Genomic DNA, 20036 nt, shown 5'->3' on the forward strand with positions numbered 1-20036 from the left:
AATGTATTATAGGGTAAAACACTGAGTCACCACGATGAGTAACTACTTGTCGTGATCGCTCAGTGTTTTTTTGTATCTATAACATTTTACGAGGGTCTAGCCATAGCACTAATTCTTTTTCTGTCGCATAACCTAAAGCTAGAGTCGCCTGACTTAAGGTCAACGTCTCTGTTGCAGCTTTCTTAGCAATTTCCGCACTTTTCTCATAACCAATATGAGGGCTCAGAGCCGTCACAAGCATCAGCGAGTCCCGCAACAGTTGATCCATTGTCTCTTCTTTCGGTTTTAAGCCCACAAGACAATTCTCTCTAAAGGATGTCATCCCCTCTGCTAAAAGCTGAACCGTTTGTAGATAATTAGAAATAATGACTGGTTTAAAGACATTCAGTTCAAAGTTCCCTTGACTGGCAGCTACTTGAATCGTCGTGTCATTGCCCATAACTTGTGCAACAATCATCGTCAAAGCCTCTGCCTGAGTCGGGTTAACTTTGCCCGGCATAATCGAGCTGCCTGGTTCGTTACTCGGAATCGTAATTTCACCAATCCCACAGCGAGGGCCGCTTGCTAGCCAGCGAATATCGTTGGCAATTTTCATCAAATCACTGGCTAAGCTACGTAAAGCACCATGAACATAGGAAAGTGGTTGGTGACTTGTCAGAGCGAAAAATTTGTTCGGGTCGCTAACAAAGTCATATCCATAAGCCTCTGCAAGCAGCCGGCTAACGGTCTCACCAAAGCTTTCTGAGGCATTAATTCCTGTCCCAACTGCCGTCCCACCAATTGCTAAGGGCAACAAGCTTTGACTACTTTCTTCAAGAGCTTTGAGACTTCGTTCAATCATTCCCCTCCAGCCACTAATCTCCTGTCCAAAGGTTAAAGGTGTGGCATCTTGAAGATGAGTCCGACCAATTTTTAACACTTCTTTGTAGGCTACTTCCATCTCAGCTAATACTGCTAACCACGCTCTTAATTCAGGAATTAATTGTTGATACAGAGCATGATAGCCTGCAAGATGCATGGCTGTTGGAAAGATATCATTAGAGCTTTGAGACATATTCACATGGTCGTTAGGATGGATCTCTTCCTCTGTCCCACGATTGGCCAAATTAGCAATCACTTCATTAACATTCATATTGGTTTGCGTGCCACTGCCAGTTTGCCATAAGCACAGTGGAAAATGGCGCTCAAAATCTTCATCGGCCAACAACTGCTCACAGGCATAACTAATCGTCTGAGTTTGTTTAGTCGTGAGTTTCCCTTCATGAGCATTAGCTTGAGCACAAGCTTTTTTTAGCATGATCAAGCCTCTAATCAAGGCAGATGGCATTTTTTCTTGGCCAATCGCAAAATTTTCCAAACTACGCTGAGTTTGGGCACCCCATAAAGCGTCACTGGGGACACGTACTTCTCCCATTGAATCAGCTTCTATTCGATAATTCGCCATTAATTTCCCTCCTGAAAGGGTAAACGATTGACCCCAGTTTTCACAGCCGCTCGTTTCACATAGTTAGCGACTTGCTCCACCACTCGTTTATCAAACGGACTTGGAATAATATAATCCTCTCGCAGTTCATCTTCTCTAATTAACGCAGCGATTCCTTCTGCTGCAGCAATTTTCATTTCATTATTAATGGTTGTAGCTCGGACATCTAGCGCTCCTCTGAAAATTCCTGGAAAAGCGAGGACATTATTAATCTGATTAGGAAAATCTGAGCGCCCCGTGCCCATCACTTTAACTCCTGCAGCTTTAGCAGCCTCATACATAATTTCTGGCACTGGATTAGCCATCGCAAAAACCAAGGGATCAGCTGCCATCTGCTGAATCATCTCTGGTGCTAACACATTAGCTACTGAGACGCCAATAAATACATCTGCTCCTTGAAGCGCTGAAGTCAAATCACCTTGAATCCCCTCAGGATTAGTTAATTGAGCAAGTTCACATTTGTGAGCATCTAAGCCTGCAGAGCGGTCAACTGCTAAAATCCCATGCTCATCACAGATTAGCGCATGCTGAACCCCCATCGCCAACAGCATCTTGATAATCGCAGTCCCAGCAGCACCAGGGCCATTTAAAACAACTTTAATTTCACCTATTTTTTTCTGAGTTAGCTTTAACCCATTAATAATCCCCGCAGCTACTACCACCGCCGTTCCATGTTGATCATCATGAAAAATCGGGATATCTAAGGTTTCGTCTAACACTTTTTCAATCTCAAAACAGCGAGGGGAAGAAATATCCTCCAGATTAATGCCACCAAAAGTTGGTGCTAGGTATTGAACCGTCTTAATAATTTCAGTTGTCTCTTGAGTAGCCAAGCAAAGTGGCATTGTATCAATATTGGCAAATTCTTTAAACAAGATCGCTTTGCCTTCCATCACTGGAATCGCCGCTTCTGGTCCAATATTTCCCAGTCCTAAAACAGCAGAGCCATCAGAAACCACCGCAACTAAATTCCCCTTAGCGGTGTACTCATATACCGCTTCTGGCTGCTCATGAATGACCTTACAAGGCTCTGCCACTCCCGGAGTGTACGCCAAAGCTAGATCCTCATTCGTCTTAATTGCGACTTTACTTTCTATTGCAATTTTCCCTCTATTATCTGCGTGTAATTTTAGTGCCTTTTCCTTTACATCCATTTGCCCAGCTCCTTTTCCGAATACGTCCATCAGCTTAATTTTTACGTTAAAAAAATCTTTTTCTACCACTTATTATAGCAAATAGTTGCTGATTGAGTCCGTTTAAATCCTCGCCTATTATAGGCCAAACAAAAAAACCACATCATGTCTTATTCCGTACGACATAATGCAGTCCACTAATTTTTGGCCGCTAGTACTGAGAAACACTTACTTACAGTTCACCTGTTAAAAATTGAGCACGACCGAACCCAAAGCTCCAATCAGCCTCCTGATTGATAAAAAAAGAAATCATCACATCTGCTGGCTCTATACCACATTTCACTTGAAGCGCCTTGACCAGTTGCTGATAGAGCTGAACCTTTTGTTCCTCTATACGCTCTTTGCTAAAAATAGATATTACGACGACCTGATCGCTTCGACTAAAACCCAATCCCGTATCCTTAATAACCATTTCATAAGGGGCATGCTGGTGAACAAGCTGGTACCGATCACCTTCGGGTATTGCTAAAACCTCTACAAATACACGATGAGCAACTTCTAACAGCTGTGTAATTTCTGCAGCAGTTCTTCCTTCATATAAATCAAAATGAATCATTGGCACATCCAACACTCTCCTTTAATTTCTCCCCTATACATAAGAAACACCGCAAAAGAAGATAGAACCACTTCCTTTGCGATGCTCCGAACAACTAGGTTCACTAAGCTTTTTTATTTTTTCTCATATCTAAGACAACTGCACCAACAATAATTAACCCTTGAATTACCTGTTGGACATACGCATCAATCCCTAATAAAGTGAAACCATTTGTCAGTGTTCCCAAGATCAGCGCACCAACCACTACACCCCAAACTGTCCCGATTCCACCACTATGGCTCGTTCCACCAATAGTCGCCGCTGCAATTGCAGTTGTTTCATACATCGTTCCCGCAGCTGGTTGAATTGACCCACCTGTTCTCCCGATATAAATCAATGATGAAATCCCAGCTAAAACGCCTGATATAACGTAAACTAACACAATGTTTCGCTTAACTTTAATACCTGATATTTCCGCTGCTTCAATATTTCCACCAATTGCATAGACGCTCTTACCAAATGACGTATAGTTCATCAAAACAGCCATAAAGACGATCGCTGCAATATAAATTAAGACAGGAACCGGTAAAAAACCAAACAGACGGTCACCAAGAAAATTAATTTGCGGGTTAATATTACTAACTGGCTTACCATTAGAAACCATCAGAGCTGCACCACGTACCGCAATTTGAGTTCCTAAGGTCGCAATAAACGGTGGAATACCTGTGTAGGCAATCAACGAACCATTAATCAAGCCAATAATACCACCGATCAGAAGGGCCAATAATATCGTGATAATAAAAGGAGCCTGTCCCAATGAAGGAAAAATTTTATCGACAGCGTCTTTAGTTTGACTGATCGTTCCTACCATGATCCCAGCAAAAGCCAAAGTGGAGCCGACGGATAGGTCAATCCCCTTGGCTACTAATACAATAAACAGACCCAGAGCCAAAATCCCATAAATCGACGTTTGGGTCAGCAGATTTAAAATATTATTCAACGTTAAAAAGTTGCCATTCATGCCTGTTAAAATAATAAACATCGCAATTAAAACGAAAATAATTAAGTATTTCTGAATAAATTCCTTACGAGTCGCTTGCGCGCTTTTTTTCATTACTGCTTTATTACTAGTTTCTCCCATTTGATTGTTTCCTCCACGTTAGGTAGTTTTTATGAAAAATCATTCTTTGTACCGCTGGCATAGGCCATAATGTCCTCTTGAGTAAGGTCTTTATTTTCTAAAATTCCAGTAATCCGTCCCTCATGCATCACGACGATTCGATCACTCATTCCGAGGATTTCTGGAAGCTCAGATGACACCATAATGATGCTTTTTCCGGTATAAGCCATCGTTGATATATTACGATGAATCTCTGCTTTGGCGCCAACATCAATTCCCCGAGTAGGTTCGTCTAGGATCAGAACCTCCGGCTTAGTCAGTAACCATTTAGCAATTAATACTTTCTGCTGATTCCCACCGCTTAAATTTCTAATGGCGGTTTTTGATGATGCCGTCTTAACATGCAGGGTCTCAATATAATTTAACGCCTCATCTTCTAATCGTTTGTTATCTAATAGACCTAGCTTATTTCTAAAGCTAGTAATCGAGCTCGAGACAATATTATAGCTAACGGATAACATTGGAAAGATACCTGTTTTTCGGCGATCTTCTGTTAGAAAAGCTAGTTTATTTTTAACCGCGTCTGAAGCTGTTTTTATCGTCAATGCCTCACCATTCAAGCGAATCTCACCTAATCGTTTACTTCTTACACCAAAAATAGCTTCCATAACCTCTGAACGCCCTGCTCCTACCAATCCTGCAAAGCCTAGAATCTCACCTTCCCGAACATCAAAGCTAATATCATTAAAATCCTTACCATTAGACAGATTTTTCACCGATAATTTGACCTCGCCAATCTTTGTTTCCATTTTAGGAAACAACTGATCGATGTCACGACCGACCATCAAATTGATCATTTCTTGCTCTGTCGTATCAGCTACCGCTCGCTGAGTGATATACTTACCATCTCTAAAGACGGTCAATTGATCGCACACTTCACGAATTTCATCTAATTTGTGGGAGATGTAAATAATACTACGATTATCCGCTTTCAATTTTCTGATTATCTTATACAATTGATTGATTTCTTTTCCAGTCAGAGACGAGGTCGGCTCATCCATAATAATGACCTTTGCATCATAAGAAATCGCGCGCGCAATCTCAACCATCTGCATATTGGCAACAGTCAGCTCCTTCATTAATATCTTAGGATTGATCGTCAAACCAATTCTTTCTAAAACATCAATGGTCATTTGATACATTTTTTTATGATCAACAAGTCCTAATTTAGTTTTCGGCTCACGGCCTAACCAAATATTTTCCATAATACTTTTTTCCATAACTGGGCTCAACTCTTGATGAATCATGGAAATTCCCATGTTCAATGCTTGAATGATATCGTAATGCTCAATGTATCTGCCATTAAACCAAATTTTTCCTGATGTCGGTGTGTACATTCCAATAATGCATTTCATTAGCGTTGACTTGCCAGCACCATTCTCACCCATCAGCGCGTGAACTTCTCCCGGCTTTACCTTTAGCTGCACCTTATCTAAAGCTTTTACACCCGGAAATTCTTTGCACATATCTTCTAATTTTAATAGGTAGTCTTGATTACTCATGTCCTCATCCCTTCTTACCAATTAATCTGCTCTCTTACTTAAATTCACTAACATTTTCACTTGTGATAAGTTTGAACGGTACATAAGTCACAGATTCATCAGGGGTCTCGCCCTCAAGCTCTTTGGTGATTAATGTAACAGCACCAGAGCCTTGTCCAACTGCATCTTGAAAGACAGTTCCCGCTAATTCACCTGATTCAACTGCATCTAAAGCATCTGGGATAGCGTCAACTCCCGTAATAATAATATCCGAGCGTTTATTTTTCTTAACCGCTTGAACAGCACCTAAGGCCATTTCATCATTATTAGCGATGATTGCTTTTAGATCTGAGCCATAAGTAGAAATCCAGTTTTCAGCAATACTCAAGGCTTGGTCTCGTTGCCATGCAGCAGTTTCTTTGTTTAAGATTTCCATCTTAGGGAACTTTTCTTTAATCGTTTGTTCCACTCCCTCAGTCCGCTTCATTGCGCCTTCATTGCCAAGGATTCCCATTAAAACAGCAATCTTCCCTTCACCATTTAACTTTTCACCAACAAATTCCATCTGCATGATCCCTGCTGTAATTTCTTCTGAGCCAACGTAATAAACATTTTTGGGCATCTCTTTTTCTTTCCCTGCATAAGGGTTACGGTTGATATAAACAAGGGGAATATTCGCTTCTTGTGCAGCTCTCGTAATCGGCTCCATTGCACTCGTATCAACGGGCACAACAATGAGCGCCTTCACACCATTTTGAATCAAGGTGTTTACTTGATCCTGCTGGGCAATCAGATCTTCTTTAGCATTTTCAACGCGAATCCCATAGCCATTTTCTTTAGCGCTTGCCTTAGCCGCATCTAAAATATAGGTTTGAAAGGTATCATTTAAATTATTAATAGCATAACCAATTTGCGCCTTTGACTTATCCTCTGACTTGCCATTGCTATTGCCACATGCCACCAAGACCAGGCTCATCATTACAACACCAATAAATTGAATCAATTTTTTCATTTTCTGTTCCTCCTAATGTTTTTATCTAACAGGTTATTATCCAATTTTTGTTGACTCGTCACTTTTAAACTATCTCCCCTCCTAAAAGTAAGCTCTTACATCTTTCACTAGAATTATTAGTTCTCATCATATTGGTAAGAGCTTGTGTACTTTACCAATATTTGAGTAACTATTGATTACATTTTAGTTGCATTTTGGAAGATAGTCAAGAAGTATTTTTACTTTTTCACCAACTTTGATGGCAATAACCTATGATAAAGCCCTTCTCTCTCTATTTTTAGTGAAAAAAAACTGCTCATTGAGTTTTCAATAAGCAGTATGTAACGCAATATTTTGTTGATTAAAATAAGCTAAATAGTCATTTGGGATAGTGCCTCCGCTAATAATCGCATCAATTTCGTCTAATTGAGCATAAGTCAGCAGTGTGGAATGACCAAATTTACTCGCATCAGCCATCACATAAATATGTTGTGCCTTCTCACAAATCACTTTTTTTATCTGTGTTTCTAGCATATCAGAGTTAGTTAACCCATTTTGAAGAGTCAAGCCTGTGGTAGCCATAAAAGCCTTCGTAATATTGAAGTTCTGTAAAATTTGATGATTCTGCATCTCAATAAACGAGCGCGTCTTGCGTTTATATTTACTACCTACCACTAATAACTCTATATTTTCTAACTCTGCGGCGGTGTTAATCACGTCTAAATTATTGGTGACCACTGTCACTCTCATATCAGCCGGCACAAATTCCATTAAGTATTTGGTCGTTGTCCCTGAATCAACATAGATTAGATCGTCCTCTTCAATCAATTTAGCCGCTTCCTGACCAATCAAACGCTTTTCTTCTTGGTTTTTAATCTGACGATTTTCAAATGAGATCAGATTATCTTCTTTGAGGATAACGCCGCCATAGACTTTTTCTAAAAAGCCTTTCTTTATTAGATAGTTGGTGTCTCTCCTAATAGTGTTCTTAGAAACCTCAAATATCTCACATAATTCATTTAAAGATGCCGCTCCGTGGCGTTTTACATACGATTCGATTTCATGAATTCGTTGAACCTTCATCTCACGCCTCCTTTCTTATTTCAGTTGTATAGCCATACTATAACTAACTGGACAATCATTTTTCTTATTTACAATGGATTTCTTCATTCCGTTTAAAATATAACATATGACCAAAAGTTAATCAAATAGTAATTCTTATTTTAATTACCTTAATTTTTAAACACTTCATAATGGGGAGATGAATCAAGTAACTAAAGTCTGCTCTTCTATTCTTCTTTCGCTATGACTGTTTATTGATTCGTGCAAAAAAAGATTGACTATTTTTCTTTTTAGAGATAACATGTAACCAAGACATAACCAAAAGAGAACCAACACCTCTTTTGTTACGATCAAAAATTAGGAGGAAATAATATGACAGAACCAAGAAAGCTAAAGAATTATATCAATGGCGAATGGGTAGACAGTTCAACCACTCAATATGAAGATGTTCTCAATCCTGCTACTGGCGAGATTATTTGCCAAGTTCCACTCTCTACTAAGGAAGATTTAGAAAGCGCTACAAAAGCGGCATCGGTAGCTTTTGAGTTATGGAAAGAGACTGCCGTTCCCCGTAGAGCAAGAATTCTCTTTAAATTTCAGCAGCTCATCGCAAGCAATGCTGAAGAGCTGGCGCGCTTGATTACGATTGAAAATGGTAAAAATACTAAGGAGGCTCTTGGTGAAGTTCAACGAGGATTAGAAAATGTCGAGTTTGCGGCTGGTGCTCCTACTTTGATGATGGGCGACTCTTTGTCTTCAATTGCCACAGACGTGGAAGCGGTTAATTATCGTTATCCAATTGGCGTCGTCGGTGGAATTACGCCCTTCAATTTTCCAATGATGGTTCCTTGCTGGATGTTCCCGATGGCAATTGCTTGTGGTAATAGTTTTATCTTAAAGCCTTCTGAACGAACACCACTTTTAACCGAAAAATTAGTTGAGCTTTTTACTGAAGCGGGGTTACCAAAGGGCGTTTTTAATGTTGTCTATGGGGCACATGATATTGTAAACGGTATTTTGGAGCATCCTGAAATTAAGGCCATTTCTTTTGTTGGCTCTAAAACAGTTGGTGAGTATATTTATAAAAAAGGAAGTCAACATTTGAAACGAGTTCAAGCCCTGACAGGCGCTAAAAATCACAGTATTGTTCTTAAAGATGCAGATTTGGGCGACACTGTTACTAATATCATCGGAGCCGCCTTTGGTTCTGCTGGTGAGCGCTGTATGGCAGCCGCAGTCGTCACAGTCGAAGAAGAGATTGCTGATGCCTTTATAGAAAAACTAGTCACCGAGGTTAAAAATGTTAAGATGGGAAATGGCTTAGATGAAGGTGTCTTCCTTGGACCTGTTATTAGACGTGAAAATCAAACAAGAACCTTTAATTATATCGAAAAAGGCCTTGCTGAAGGCGCCACACTTCTTACAGATGGACGCAACAATCTTCCAGAAAATGGCTTTTTCGTCGGCCCAACAGTCTTCGATCACGTGACCACTGATATGACTATTTGGAAGGATGAGGTCTTTGCGCCTTTGCTTTCTATCATTCGCGTTAAGAACCTAGAAGAGGCAATTGCCACTGCTAATAAATCTGAATTTGCCAATGGTGCCTGTCTCTTTACCAATAATGCTTCTGCTGTTCGTTACTTTAGAGAAACGATTGATGCAGGGATGTTAGGGATTAACCTTGGGGTGCCAGCTCCGATGGCCTTCTTCCCATTCTCTGGTTGGAAGTCTTCCTTCTATGGTACCTTACATGCTAACGGTAAAGACGGCGTTGATTTTTACACACGGAAAAAAGTCGTGACTGCCCGCTATCCTAAAGCACGAATTTAACTTAACTAGATGGGAGCTAACAACGAGAACTAATTGTTCTCGTTGTTAGTACGCCATAAAGGAGACTAATAATAATGAATCATCTTTTATATAAGAAGCAAGCAACTGAGTTAAGCCCAGGCGTGACACTGCGTCAGGAAATCACAGCTAAAAATGCGCCTCTTCATTATATTGAATTAAAGGTACTAGACCTCACCAGTGATGGATGCTATGAAGAAACGCTTAATGATATGGAATGCTGTGCGGTTATTCTAACTGGACAGGCTTCAATCCAAGTAGGCAATACCCACTTTAATGATATTGGGACTCGTGAGTCTGTTTTTGACAAAATTCCGACTGATAGTGTTTATCTACCAAGACAAAGTACCTTTAAACTGACAAGTTCAACTGCTGCGACGGTGATGCTTTGCTACTCACCAACCACTGTTACCAAGGATTTAACCCTCATTGCGGCTAAAGATAACACAATCGAGGAGCGAGGTATTTTAAGTAATCAACGATTGGTTCACAACATTTTACCAGATAGCTCTTCAATTGCCGATAGCTTGCTAGTTGTTGAGGTTTATACCGATGGAGGCAATTTCTCAAGCTATCCGCCACATAAACATGATCAAGACAACCTTCCCCATGAATCATTATTAGAAGAGACCTACTACCATGAAATCAATCCTCCTCAAGGTTTTGTCTTTCAGCGTGTCTATACAGACGACCGTTCTCTTGATGAAACCATGAGTGTTGAAAATGGGCAGGTAGTAGTCGTTCCAAAAGGCTATCATCCTGTTGGGGTACCAGATGGTTATACAAGCTACTACCTTAATATTATGGCGGGACCTACTCGCAAATGGCAGTTCCACAATGACCCAGATCATGCTTGGATTTTAGATAGAACATTATAAGACTTGGAAAGAAGGAAACTACTATGCAAACAAAGACCTACGATATGATTGCTCTTGGAAGAGCATGTATCGACCTCAATGCCGTTGAATATAATCGACCAATGGAAGAAACGATGACTTTTTCAAAATACGTCGGTGGCTCACCAGCCAATATTGCAATCGGTTCGGCTAAGCTCGGGCAAAAGGTTGGCTTTATCGGCAAAATCCCTGATGATCAGCACGGGCGTTTTATTCAAGAGTACATGAAAACTGCTGGCGTTGATACCAGTCAAATGATTTTAGATACTGAGGGGCATAAAACGGGGCTCGCCTTTACTGAAATTCTAAGCCCAGAAGAATGTAGTATTTTAATGTACCGTGATCAAGTAGCCGATCTTTATCTTGAACCAGCTGAAATCGATGAAGCCTACTTAACCGACAGTCATGCTTTAGTTATTTCTGGAACAGCTCTTGCGCAAAGCCCGTCACGGGAAGCAACCTTAAAAGCCGTCTCATTAGCTCGTGAGGCAAACGTCAAATTAATTTTTGAGCTGGATTATCGCCCTTACACATGGAAAAATAAAGAAGAGATTGCTGTTTATTATTCTTTAGTTGCCCAGCAAGCGGATATCGTCATTGGAACTCGCGATGAATACGACGCAATGGAAAATCTGGAAAACGGAACGAACGAAGCAACTATTGAACAACTTTTCACTCATCACCCAGAATTAATTGTCATTAAACACGGCGTACAAGGATCATACGCGTATACTAAAGCCGGCGATGTTTTTCACGGAAAAGCCTACAAAACTAAGGTACTAAAAACCTTTGGCGCTGGTGATTCTTACGCAGCTGCATTTCTCTACGCCTTAAATAGTGGCAAAGGAATTGAAATGGCGCTTAAATATGGTAGCGCTTCGGCAGCCATTGTCGTCAGCAAACATAGCTCCTCAGAAGCAATGCCGACCGTTGCTGAGATTGAAGCTCTAATCAATGAACAAGACGAACTCTAAGAACAACTGATACACTTGCCCGATGCCATTAGAAAGGATCTTAATATGGAAAAAACAATTCGCTTAACAACTGCTCAAGCACTTATTAAATTTATTACCCACCAATCCATTGAAGTTGATGGTGAAAAAACGCCCTTTGTCGAAGGTGTTTTTAATATCTTTGGACATGGCAATGTCTTAGGTATTGGTCAAGCCTTAGAGCAAGATCCAGGCCACTTGACTATCTATCAAGGAAAGAACGAACAAAGTATGGCTTTAGCTGCGATTGCTTATGGGAAAGAAACTCTTCGTCGTAAAATTTATGCAGTAACAACCTCTGTTGGTCCCGGAGCTGCCAATTTAGTCACTGCGGCCGGCACCGCCTTGGCCAATAATTTACCTGTTCTTTTACTGCCAGGAGATACTTTTGCTACAAGACAGCCTGATCCTGTTCTTCAACAAATTGAACAAGCTCAAAGTGCAAGTATTACTACTAACGATGCTTTAAAACCTGTTTCTCGTTATTGGGATCGCATCACTCGACCAGAACAATTAATGTCGAGCTTGATTAAGGCCTTTGATGTTCTGACTAATCCAGAAACTGCGGGTCCTGTTACGATTTGTCTATCTCAAGATGTGGAGGGCGAAGCCTACGATTATCCTCTAAGTTTCTTTGAGGAGCGGGTTCACTACCTTGATCGCTCTCTACCAACTGAACGAGAAATAACCGGCTTAATTGCTGCTCTAAAAAACAGTCAACGTCCTTTAATTGTTGTGGGTGGTGGCGCTAAATATTCTGGTGCTAGAGAAGAGCTGATCGAGCTCTCTGAGAGATATACAATTCCCTTAGTTGAAACTCAAGCCGGAAAATCAACCGTTGAATCAAGCTTTAAGAATAATCTCGGCGGTCTTGGCGTAACAGGAAATCTAGCAGCCAATCAAGCCGCTCATACGGCCGATCTAGTGATTGGCGTCGGCACACGTTACACCGATTTTACAACAGGCTCAAAATCCATTTTTAACTTCGAGACAGCGACATTCGTGAACATTAACATCAGCCGAACACAAGCCTATAAGCTGGATGCGTTTCAAGTGGTTGGAGATGCCAAAGCAACTTTGGGATTGTTGACTGATCGCTTAGGCGACTATACGACTCATTACGGTGATGATTTAACTACGTATCGAAACAACTGGCAAGCTGAGCGACGTCGACTAGCTACAGTAACGTATAATCGCAACAAATTTACACCAGAGGTTGCTAATCATTTCAAACAAGCAGACTTAAATGACTATGCTGATGCCTTACAAACAGAGATGACTCAAACACAAGCGTTATTGATGATTAACTCACTGATTCCTAAGGATGGTATTATTGTTGGTGCCGCTGGCTCACTTCCAGGGGATTTACAGCGGGTCTGGGAAAGCGATCAGCCTAATACCTACCACCTGGAATACGGCTATTCCTGTATGGGCTATGAAATTGCAGGAGCTTTAGGCGCTAAACTGGCACATCCAAAACAGGAAGTCTATGCGATGGTTGGTGATGGTAGCTTCTTGATGCTTCATACCGAGCTAGTTACGAGTCTACAGTATCAGAAAAAAATAACTATTTTGCTCTTTGATAATGCCGGTTATGGTTGCATAAATAACTTACAAATGAGTAATGGCGGCGGTAGCTTCTATACAGAATTAAAAGCTAAAGATACCAACAAACCTATGACCATCAACTACGCTCAAGTAGCAGCTGGTTATGGTGCCAAAACTTACGAAGTTCATACCTATCAAGAGTTAAAAGAAGCCTTGGCAGACGCTGAAAAACAAACTGTCACTACCCTGATTGATATTAAAGTCTTACCTAAAACAATGACTGATGGCTACGATTCTTGGTGGCATGTAGGTGTAGCTGAAGTAGCTGATAAAGACTCAATTAAAGTAGCATATGAACAAAAAACAACCGATCTTCAACAAGCAAAAAAATATTAATACTTATTCTATTCTCTAAGGAGTGAACACCATGTCAATCATTAGAATTGGCTTAGTCGGGCTTGGTAGACTGGGCATGACTCACGCTATAAATATTGCCACTAAGATTCCTGAAATGGAACTGGTCGCTATTTGTAGCCTTGATCAGATTGAACTGACAGAGGCACAAGCACAGTTAAATGTGAAAGAAACCTATTTAGATTATCAAGAAATGATCGCAAGTCCTAATATCGACGCCGTAGTTATCGTGTCCCCTTCTGGTCTTCATTGCCAGCAGATTCAACTAGCAATCAAAGCTGGTCTACATGTTTTTTGCGAAAAACCGATTGGCTTGTCGCTAACTGAAATCAATCAGACATTAACCGTTCTTGAAGAGCACCCCAAACAGACCTTTATGCTCGGCTTTATGCGACGCTTTGATGACTCGTATCAATATGCCAAACGTCTTGTGGATGCTGGCGAATTAGGTGAGCTGACGGTGATTCGCTGCTACGGCATTGATCCGAGTAGTGGTATGGAAAGTTTTGTAAAATTTGCCGCTAATAGTCACAGTGGGGGGATTTTTGCTGATATGGCTATTCATGACATAGATCTGATTCGTTGGTTTAGCAACCAAGAAGTCACTCGAGTTTGGGCCTTAGGTAAAAACGCCGCATACCCTGAGCTGGATCAAGTCAATGAGTTAGAAACAGGCACTGCCATGATGCAGCTTACCGATAAAACAATGGCACTTTTAGTAACTGGCCGCAATGCTGCTCATGGCTATCATGTTGAAACAGAATTAATTGGGACTAAAGGAATGCTACGAATTGGGGCAGCTCCTGAAAAAAATTTAGTGACGGTGTTTAATGAGCAAGGGGTCGTCAGACCCACTAGCCAAAATTTCCCAGAACGCTTTGGTGAGGCCTTCGTCACAGAGCTAAAAGCCTTCAGTACGTGTATTTTAGAGGGAACTCCGGCACCTGTCACTGCACTGGATGGTCTACGTGCAACTGAGGTTGCCAACGCTTGCCAGACATCATTCGATACAGCTAGTCTCGTTGAACTTGATTAACTGACTCACAAGGAGGAATTACTTATGACAACAGATTTACCGATTAAACTTGCGATTGCACCGATTGCTTGGACCAATGATGACATGCCTGAGCTGGGGAAAGAAAATTCTTTCGAACAGTGCATTAGCGAAATGGCTTTGGCCGGATTCGCAGGAACAGAAATTGGAAATAAATACCCAAAAGAGCCTGATGTGCTACGCCCGTATCTTGAGTTACGTCACTTAGAGGTTGCCAGTGCGTGGTTTAGTGCTTTTTTAACAACCAAACCTTTTGCCGAAACCGCAGCTGCTTTCAACAAACATCGTGATTTCCTCCATGCCATGGGGGCAAAAGTGATTGTTGTATCTGAACAAGGTCACAGTATTCAAGGACAAGAGCTACCTGTTTTCACTAAGAAGCCACATTTTACCGAGGAAGAATGGCAAAAATTAACAGATGGACTGGATGCTCTTGGCGACTTGGCCGCTGAAAAAGGGATGACAATTGTTTATCATCATCATATGGGGACAGGTGTACAAACTACTGCAGAGATCGATCGTTTGATGGCGGAAACGAAACCTGAAAAAGTCTCATTATTATTCGACACTGGCCACTTAGTTTTCTCTGGCGAAGATCCTTTAGCGGTTTATCAGAAGCACCAGGATCGTATCAAACACATTCATTTTAAGGACATTCGCGAAGTAGTTGCTAAAGAAGTAACAACCAACGAGGATAGCTTCTTGACAGGCGTTAGAAAAGGTGTCTTTACTGTTCCAGGGGATGGCATGATCGACTTCAAGCCAATTTGTGAGGCCATCGATAACAGTCATTATAAAGGCTGGGTGGTCGTCGAAGCTGAGCAAGATCCAGCCTTAGCTAATCCTTTGGAATACGCGATTAAGGCACGACATTATCTTAAAGCAACTTGGGGATTATAATCCCCTTCTGATTATTCTACCTACCAAGGAGGAACACAATGAAAAAATTAATGCCAGTCGGCGTTATTGGCGCTGGCAGAATTGGTAAATTGCATGTTGAAAATATGCTACGCATGGATGGCGTACAAGTCAAAACAATCGCTGATCCTTATGCAGAGCAAGCAAAAGACTGGGCAACCAAACACAATATCTCTCATTTAGTAACTGATCCAGATCATGTATTTGATGACCCTGACATTAATGTCGTCTTTATCTGTTCGCCAACTGATACCCACGTTGACTTAATTAAACGAGCGGCTGCGGCTAAGAAACACATCTTCTGCGAAAAACCAATCAGTTTCTCGGATGAAGAAACGATGACCGCTTACGCCTTAGTTAAAGAAGCAGGTGTTCAACTACAGGTCGGCTTTAACCGCCGCTTTGATCCTAATTACGGGCGAGTAAAAAACTATGTTGATACAGGTAAGATTGGCAATTTGCACATTCTTAGAATCACCTCTCGCGACCCTGAGCCACCAAGCCTAGATTATGTCAAAAGCTCTGGCGGAATTTTCATGGATATGAGCATTCACGACTTTGATATGGCTCGTTTTGTTGCTAATTCTGAAGTTAAAGAGGTCTTTGCCACAGGTGCTGCCCTTGTTAACCCTGCAATTGCTAGCGTTGGCGATGTTGACACAGCGCTCATTCAATTAACCTTTGAAAATGGTGCCTTAGGAATTATTGATAACAGCCGGCAAGCAGTTTACGGCTACGATCAGCGAATTGAGGCCTTCGGATCAAAGGGGAGTGCTGAAAGTGGAAATGAGACTGAAACCCGAGTAACTTTTTCATCGAGTGACTCTGTTAGTCAGGATCAACCACTGCATTTCTTCCTTGAACGCTATAATCAGGCGTATATCGATGAGGTGCAACAATTTTTCACTGCGATTCAAACAGAATCAGCTGTCCCATGTACGTTCGAAGATGGCATCATGGCCCAACGAATTGCCGCGGCTGCTAAGGAATCGTTGACAACTGGTCGTCCTGTTGCCGTCAAAAAAATCCAATAGAAAGTGTTAGGAACTCTCTATGTCACTTGTCACGTTAAATGAGGTCTTACCTCGCGCACAGAAAGAAGGCTACGCCGTTGGGCAATTTAATCTCAACGGTATCCAGTGGATCGAAGCTATTTTAACAGCTGCAGAAGTTAATCAATCGCCTGTTATTCTGGCTGCTTCCGACCGCTTAGTTGATTATTTAGGTGGCTTCGACTTCATTACTGTCGCTGTCAAACACTATGTAACTCGACTTAATATTTCCGTTCCTGTGGTTCTTCATTTGGATCATGGGCAAACAGCCGAACGCTGTTTTGCTGCGATTGATGCTGGGTTTTCCTCGGTTATGATTGATGGATCTCATGAAACCATCAATGAAAATTGTCGGCTTACCAGACGCGTGGCAGCCTATGCTAAAAAACATGGCGTCTCAGTTGAAGCTGAAGTCGGCACTGTCGGAGGAAATGAAGATGGTCTAATTTCTGGGATTCACTATGCCACGCTTGAAGACTGTCAACGGCTGGTTAATGAGACAGCTGTGGATGCTCTTGCGGCTGCTCTTGGCTCTGTTCACGGTAACTATGTGGACACGCCTCAGCTAGGTTTTAAAGAAATGGCAGCCATTACTCAAGCTTGTCAGATCCCTCTGGTGCTTCACGGTGCCTCTGGTATTCCTGAAGTTCAACTAAAAAAAGCGATTCAACTCGGTCACGCTAAAATCAATATTAATACTGAGGCTAACCATGCTTGGTTTAACTCTCTCAAACAGTCGCTACAAGCGACACCTAACAACCACGAACCACGACTCCTACTGACTCCTGCTACAAAGGCCATTACAGAGGTTGTCAGTACTAAAATGAGGCTTTTTGGTTCCGTTAGAAAAGCATGATTTCGGCTATTTACTAAGAGACTGGGACATAAAGTCGCTTTGCACTAAGCGCGTTTACTATACAACATTCATTAATCAAAAAGGAAGATGAGACTTTTGTCTCCTCTTCCTTTTTTTGTAACAAACTGCCTTTTTTATGCAACGTAACAAAAAACAATCGCTATCAATAATTTCTCCGTGGTATAGTTAATTCAAGGAGGAGAACACGTGAAATTATTATTTACAACTGATCCAGAACAAGAGATTCAACTAACGAAAATCACCACCCATCCCACTAGGCAAGAAAGCTGGCCTGAGATTGAACGAGCTTTGTCACAATCAAAGCAACTCACCGTGATTAATGCTAAAAATGACCGCAACGTCAAGTTAGAACTCACACAAATACTAGCTATTGAAACAGAGGGAAACATGTGCAATGTCCAGACAATTGATGGTGCGATGTATTTGCTAAATCAACGACTCAAAGTGATTAATGAAGAACTAGCTCAGACTCGTTTTATGCAAATCAACAACCAGACACTCATCAATTTAGACTACGTGGAACAATTTGTCTCAGCAACTAATGCACGAATTGAGCTTCATTTACGCAATGATTTAACTTATTTTGTCAGCCGTCATTACATTAAACAATTTAGGAGGAATTTCTTATGATTCGTACATTAAAAAATCAATTTTTTCAGGTTTTTAGCCTAACAATTCTTTGGGTGACACTCTTAATCAGTCTGTTCAGCCGTCAAACAACTATCAGTCTCACCTTTGTTTGGCATATTATAGCTGTTGCCTTAATTGCTGGCCTTTTATTCGGAGTTATCTACAATAGCCTGTGGAATTATCTTACACTTCCGGCCTCTTTAAATATCATCATCTCAGCTAGTTTAAATCTCTTAGGTGGCATGACCGCTGTTTGGTTACTCTCCCCCATCATGTTTCAACTCATCTTCCCTTGGACCCTAGGTATGCTCGCGCTCTCTCTAATTGGGCATGTTATCGGCTTTTACTTCTACGCCAAACACCAAAACAATCAAGAGGTTACTCGCTTAAATCAATTACTAAAATAAAAAAACAGATTAGAAGGTGGCCTTGCTCCTTCTAATCTGTTTTTAGTTAACTTCCACCTAATTTATCATACTTTTCTTTATGGCCCTTACTCGCTTCAACAGGATATTTTTCTGCATTTTTAGCAAGCTTGTCTAAAATAATCTCAGACAAATCCACATCTAAGTCTGTTGCCAACATCATGCCGTAAATAAAAACATCAGCCAGCTCTTCCTTGATATTTGGTAACGTTGTTGCGACTGCTTCCTCACTGGTCTTCCATTGAAAATTTTCAAGTAGTTCTGCCGCCTCAAGTGTCAGCGACAGACTTAAATCTTTGGGATTATGAAACTGACGCCAATTGCGATTATCTCTAAACTCATTCACCGCTGCAAGTAATTCTTCCATCCTTTACCTCCTCATTTACAATGAATCAAGTGTATCATAATTAGTAAACGAGTGGGTTACTTAAACTCTTCAGGATACATGTCCTGCGCTAAAATCTCCATCCCCTCGATGCCAAGGTAGCCGTAACCAAACATATAGTTATAATCTACGGCAAAAATTTGCTTATTCTTGATTGCTTTTAAACTAGATAGTTTAGGATTCGCATACAGCGCCTCTTGAATCTCATCGGCAGACACGCCACCGGTTGTTTTCCAATCTGGAATAATTAAAACCTCAGGATCTGTTTCAATCAACGTTTCTAAACTAATATCGCCTTCTGTTTCAGCATAAACATTGTTCAATTTTACCATCTTCAATAAATCGTTAAAAAAGGTTTCATCTTTTGCACTATAAACTGAGACCTCTTTGGGATCCGAAATAAATAACAACGCAAAGTCTCTTTCTTCCTTGATGGCTGCTAAACTAGACGCTATTTCCTTTTGACGAGCTTTCAGTTTTTTCGTAAACGCTGCGGCACTCTCTTGTACCCCAAAAACATTTCCTAAGTTTTCAATGTCTTCATAAACGGAGTCATACGTCCCACCAGTGACCGAAGAAGCTAAAACAAAGGTCTTCATCCCCATGTCATTTAAGGTATTTACCGTGCCATTTCCCCACTCGGCATTATCAAACAAACCGCCTCGTCCATAAACTAAATCAGGATCAACGCTTAAAGCAATTTCTCGACTGATATACTCTTCACCAAGAGAATGAAGCTGATCAAACTCCTTCTCAACTTCTTTATCTGGCGCACCAAAAACGGCTCCTACTCCAACAATTTTATCCTTTAAACCTAGGTGCAACAATAATTCAGCTGCCGGCCGTGTATTCGCCACAACTCGTTCTGGTGCCTTCTCGAAGGTTTGATCAACCTCCTTCCACTGCGCCGTTGCTTCTGGTCGTCCATAATTCTTAATCGTCAGCGGATAAGTGGCCGTTGGTTTGGCCGTGTTTTCTTGCTTTTTAGCTTCCCCTCCACACGCTGTTAATGTCAACAAACTGGCGACAAGCGCCACAACAAATACTCTCTTTTTCATTGCTGGTCTCC

General features: G+C 41.2%; 19 protein-coding genes. 10 read left to right on the plus strand and 9 right to left on the minus strand.

The genetic code is table 11. From position 1 onward, the window contains the following. Nucleotides 1-76: 76 nt before the first annotated feature. The 7 genes from fumC to AC5KOD_RS19045 form a co-directional block, all read right to left on the minus strand. On the minus strand, nucleotides 77-1444 hold the full coding sequence (fumC, locus tag AC5KOD_RS19015; RefSeq protein ID WP_496916172.1) for a class II fumarate hydratase: 1368 nt from the start codon (nucleotides 1442-1444) through the stop codon (nucleotides 77-79). Then, on the minus strand, nucleotides 1444-2637 hold the full coding sequence (locus AC5KOD_RS19020; RefSeq protein ID WP_496916173.1) for an NAD(P)-dependent malic enzyme: 1194 nt from the start codon (nucleotides 2635-2637) through the stop codon (nucleotides 1444-1446). The genes fumC and AC5KOD_RS19020 overlap by 1 nt, the downstream gene beginning before the upstream one ends. A 211-nt stretch (nucleotides 2638-2848) precedes the next feature. Beyond that, on the minus strand, nucleotides 2849-3232 hold the full coding sequence (locus tag AC5KOD_RS19025) for a tautomerase family protein (RefSeq protein WP_496916288.1): 384 nt from the start codon (nucleotides 3230-3232) through the stop codon (nucleotides 2849-2851). Between the two features lie 103 nt (nucleotides 3233-3335). Next, nucleotides 3336-4352 carry an ABC transporter permease gene (locus AC5KOD_RS19030; protein ID WP_496916174.1) on the minus strand — a complete coding sequence of 339 codons (1017 nt, stop codon included), beginning with the start codon at nucleotides 4350-4352 and terminating at the stop codon, nucleotides 3336-3338. 29 nt (nucleotides 4353-4381) lie between these two features. Beyond that, complete coding sequence (locus tag AC5KOD_RS19035; protein ID WP_496916175.1) at nucleotides 4382-5893, minus strand: sugar ABC transporter ATP-binding protein; 1512 nt, start codon at nucleotides 5891-5893, stop codon at nucleotides 4382-4384. A gap of 34 nt (nucleotides 5894-5927) precedes the next feature. After that, nucleotides 5928-6884, minus strand: coding sequence for a substrate-binding domain-containing protein (locus AC5KOD_RS19040; RefSeq protein ID WP_496916176.1), 957 nt, complete (start codon nucleotides 6882-6884; stop codon nucleotides 5928-5930). A gap of 306 nt (nucleotides 6885-7190) precedes the next feature. After that, the gene (locus tag AC5KOD_RS19045) at nucleotides 7191-7946 is read right to left on the minus strand and encodes a DeoR/GlpR family DNA-binding transcription regulator (protein ID WP_496916177.1); all 756 of its coding nucleotides are present in this window, start codon (nucleotides 7944-7946) and stop codon (nucleotides 7191-7193) included. A gap of 351 nt (nucleotides 7947-8297) precedes the next feature. Between AC5KOD_RS19045 and iolA the strand changes: the two genes are divergently transcribed. The 10 genes from iolA (at nucleotide 8298) to AC5KOD_RS19095 (ending at nucleotide 18564) form a co-directional block, all read left to right on the plus strand. After that, nucleotides 8298-9758: a methylmalonate-semialdehyde dehydrogenase gene (gene iolA / locus AC5KOD_RS19050; protein ID WP_496916178.1), complete on the plus strand. Its 1461-nt coding sequence runs from the start codon at nucleotides 8298-8300 to the stop codon at nucleotides 9756-9758. A gap of 74 nt (nucleotides 9759-9832) precedes the next feature. Further along, a complete protein-coding gene (gene iolB, locus AC5KOD_RS19055) occupies nucleotides 9833-10654 on the plus strand; it encodes a 5-deoxy-glucuronate isomerase (RefSeq protein ID WP_496916179.1) in 822 nt (273 codons plus the stop codon). A gap of 23 nt (nucleotides 10655-10677) precedes the next feature. After that, entirely contained in the window at nucleotides 10678-11646 is a 969-nt protein-coding gene (gene iolC / locus AC5KOD_RS19060; protein ID WP_496916180.1) for a 5-dehydro-2-deoxygluconokinase, read from the plus strand. Between the two features lie 45 nt (nucleotides 11647-11691). After that, a complete protein-coding gene (gene iolD / locus AC5KOD_RS19065; protein ID WP_496916181.1) occupies nucleotides 11692-13608 on the plus strand; it encodes a 3D-(3,5/4)-trihydroxycyclohexane-1,2-dione acylhydrolase (decyclizing) in 1917 nt (638 codons plus the stop codon). Between the two features lie 31 nt (nucleotides 13609-13639). Beyond that, nucleotides 13640-14662, plus strand: coding sequence for an inositol 2-dehydrogenase (iolG, locus tag AC5KOD_RS19070; protein ID WP_496916182.1), 1023 nt, complete (start codon nucleotides 13640-13642; stop codon nucleotides 14660-14662). Nucleotides 14663-14686: 24 nt separating this feature from the next. After that, nucleotides 14687-15580, plus strand: a complete 894-nt coding sequence (gene iolE / locus AC5KOD_RS19075) for a myo-inosose-2 dehydratase (protein ID WP_496916183.1) — start codon at nucleotides 14687-14689, stop codon at nucleotides 15578-15580. A 38-nt stretch (nucleotides 15581-15618) separates the two neighbouring features. Beyond that, complete coding sequence (gene iolG / locus AC5KOD_RS19080) at nucleotides 15619-16632, plus strand: inositol 2-dehydrogenase (RefSeq protein ID WP_496916184.1); 1014 nt, start codon at nucleotides 15619-15621, stop codon at nucleotides 16630-16632. 19 nt (nucleotides 16633-16651) lie between these two features. Then, nucleotides 16652-17506: a class II fructose-1,6-bisphosphate aldolase gene (gene fba / locus AC5KOD_RS19085; RefSeq protein ID WP_496916185.1), complete on the plus strand. Its 855-nt coding sequence runs from the start codon at nucleotides 16652-16654 to the stop codon at nucleotides 17504-17506. Between the two features lie 207 nt (nucleotides 17507-17713). Continuing rightward, nucleotides 17714-18157, plus strand: coding sequence for a LytTR family DNA-binding domain-containing protein (locus AC5KOD_RS19090; RefSeq protein ID WP_496916186.1), 444 nt, complete (start codon nucleotides 17714-17716; stop codon nucleotides 18155-18157). Continuing rightward, complete coding sequence (locus AC5KOD_RS19095; RefSeq protein ID WP_496916187.1) at nucleotides 18154-18564, plus strand: hypothetical protein; 411 nt, start codon at nucleotides 18154-18156, stop codon at nucleotides 18562-18564. The genes AC5KOD_RS19090 and AC5KOD_RS19095 overlap by 4 nt, the downstream gene beginning before the upstream one ends. A 46-nt stretch (nucleotides 18565-18610) precedes the next feature. On the opposite strand, the gene AC5KOD_RS19100 is transcribed toward AC5KOD_RS19095, so the two are convergent. Both AC5KOD_RS19100 and AC5KOD_RS19105 read right to left on the minus strand, forming a co-directional pair. Then, the gene (locus tag AC5KOD_RS19100; protein WP_496916188.1) at nucleotides 18611-18949 is read right to left on the minus strand and encodes a nucleotide pyrophosphohydrolase; all 339 of its coding nucleotides are present in this window, start codon (nucleotides 18947-18949) and stop codon (nucleotides 18611-18613) included. A gap of 56 nt (nucleotides 18950-19005) precedes the next feature. After that, the gene (locus AC5KOD_RS19105; protein ID WP_496916189.1) at nucleotides 19006-20025 is read right to left on the minus strand and encodes an ABC transporter substrate-binding protein; all 1020 of its coding nucleotides are present in this window, start codon (nucleotides 20023-20025) and stop codon (nucleotides 19006-19008) included. Nucleotides 20026-20036: the final 11 nt, after the last annotated feature.

It is taken from the genome of Vagococcus sp. WN80Y (genome assembly GCF_059621045.1).

Excerpts from the sequence above, each read along its gene's own strand:
- fumC (WP_496916172.1), bottom strand. The coding sequence starts at position 1,444 with ATGGCGAATTATCGAATAGAAGCTGATTCAATGGGAGAAGTACGTGTC.
- AC5KOD_RS19020 (WP_496916173.1), bottom strand. The coding sequence starts at position 2,637 with ATGGATGTAAAGGAAAAGGCACTAAAATTACACGCAGATAATAGAGGG.
- AC5KOD_RS19025 (WP_496916288.1), bottom strand. The coding sequence starts at position 3,232 with ATGATTCATTTTGATTTATATGAAGGAAGAACTGCTGCAGAAATTACA.
- AC5KOD_RS19030 (WP_496916174.1), bottom strand. The coding sequence starts at position 4,352 with ATGGGAGAAACTAGTAATAAAGCAGTAATGAAAAAAAGCGCGCAAGCG.
- AC5KOD_RS19035 (WP_496916175.1), bottom strand. The coding sequence starts at position 5,893 with ATGAGTAATCAAGACTACCTATTAAAATTAGAAGATATGTGCAAAGAA.
- AC5KOD_RS19040 (WP_496916176.1), bottom strand. The coding sequence starts at position 6,884 with ATGAAAAAATTGATTCAATTTATTGGTGTTGTAATGATGAGCCTGGTC.
- AC5KOD_RS19045 (WP_496916177.1), bottom strand. The coding sequence starts at position 7,946 with ATGAAGGTTCAACGAATTCATGAAATCGAATCGTATGTAAAACGCCAC.
- iolA (WP_496916178.1), top strand. The coding sequence starts at position 8,298 with ATGACAGAACCAAGAAAGCTAAAGAATTATATCAATGGCGAATGGGTA.
- iolB (WP_496916179.1), top strand. The coding sequence starts at position 9,833 with ATGAATCATCTTTTATATAAGAAGCAAGCAACTGAGTTAAGCCCAGGC.
- iolC (WP_496916180.1), top strand. The coding sequence starts at position 10,678 with ATGCAAACAAAGACCTACGATATGATTGCTCTTGGAAGAGCATGTATC.
- iolD (WP_496916181.1), top strand. The coding sequence starts at position 11,692 with ATGGAAAAAACAATTCGCTTAACAACTGCTCAAGCACTTATTAAATTT.
- iolG (WP_496916182.1), top strand. The coding sequence starts at position 13,640 with ATGTCAATCATTAGAATTGGCTTAGTCGGGCTTGGTAGACTGGGCATG.
- iolE (WP_496916183.1), top strand. The coding sequence starts at position 14,687 with ATGACAACAGATTTACCGATTAAACTTGCGATTGCACCGATTGCTTGG.
- iolG (WP_496916184.1), top strand. The coding sequence starts at position 15,619 with ATGAAAAAATTAATGCCAGTCGGCGTTATTGGCGCTGGCAGAATTGGT.
- fba (WP_496916185.1), top strand. The coding sequence starts at position 16,652 with ATGTCACTTGTCACGTTAAATGAGGTCTTACCTCGCGCACAGAAAGAA.
- AC5KOD_RS19095 (WP_496916187.1), top strand. The coding sequence starts at position 18,154 with ATGATTCGTACATTAAAAAATCAATTTTTTCAGGTTTTTAGCCTAACA.
- AC5KOD_RS19100 (WP_496916188.1), bottom strand. The coding sequence starts at position 18,949 with ATGGAAGAATTACTTGCAGCGGTGAATGAGTTTAGAGATAATCGCAAT.
- AC5KOD_RS19105 (WP_496916189.1), bottom strand. The coding sequence starts at position 20,025 with ATGAAAAAGAGAGTATTTGTTGTGGCGCTTGTCGCCAGTTTGTTGACA.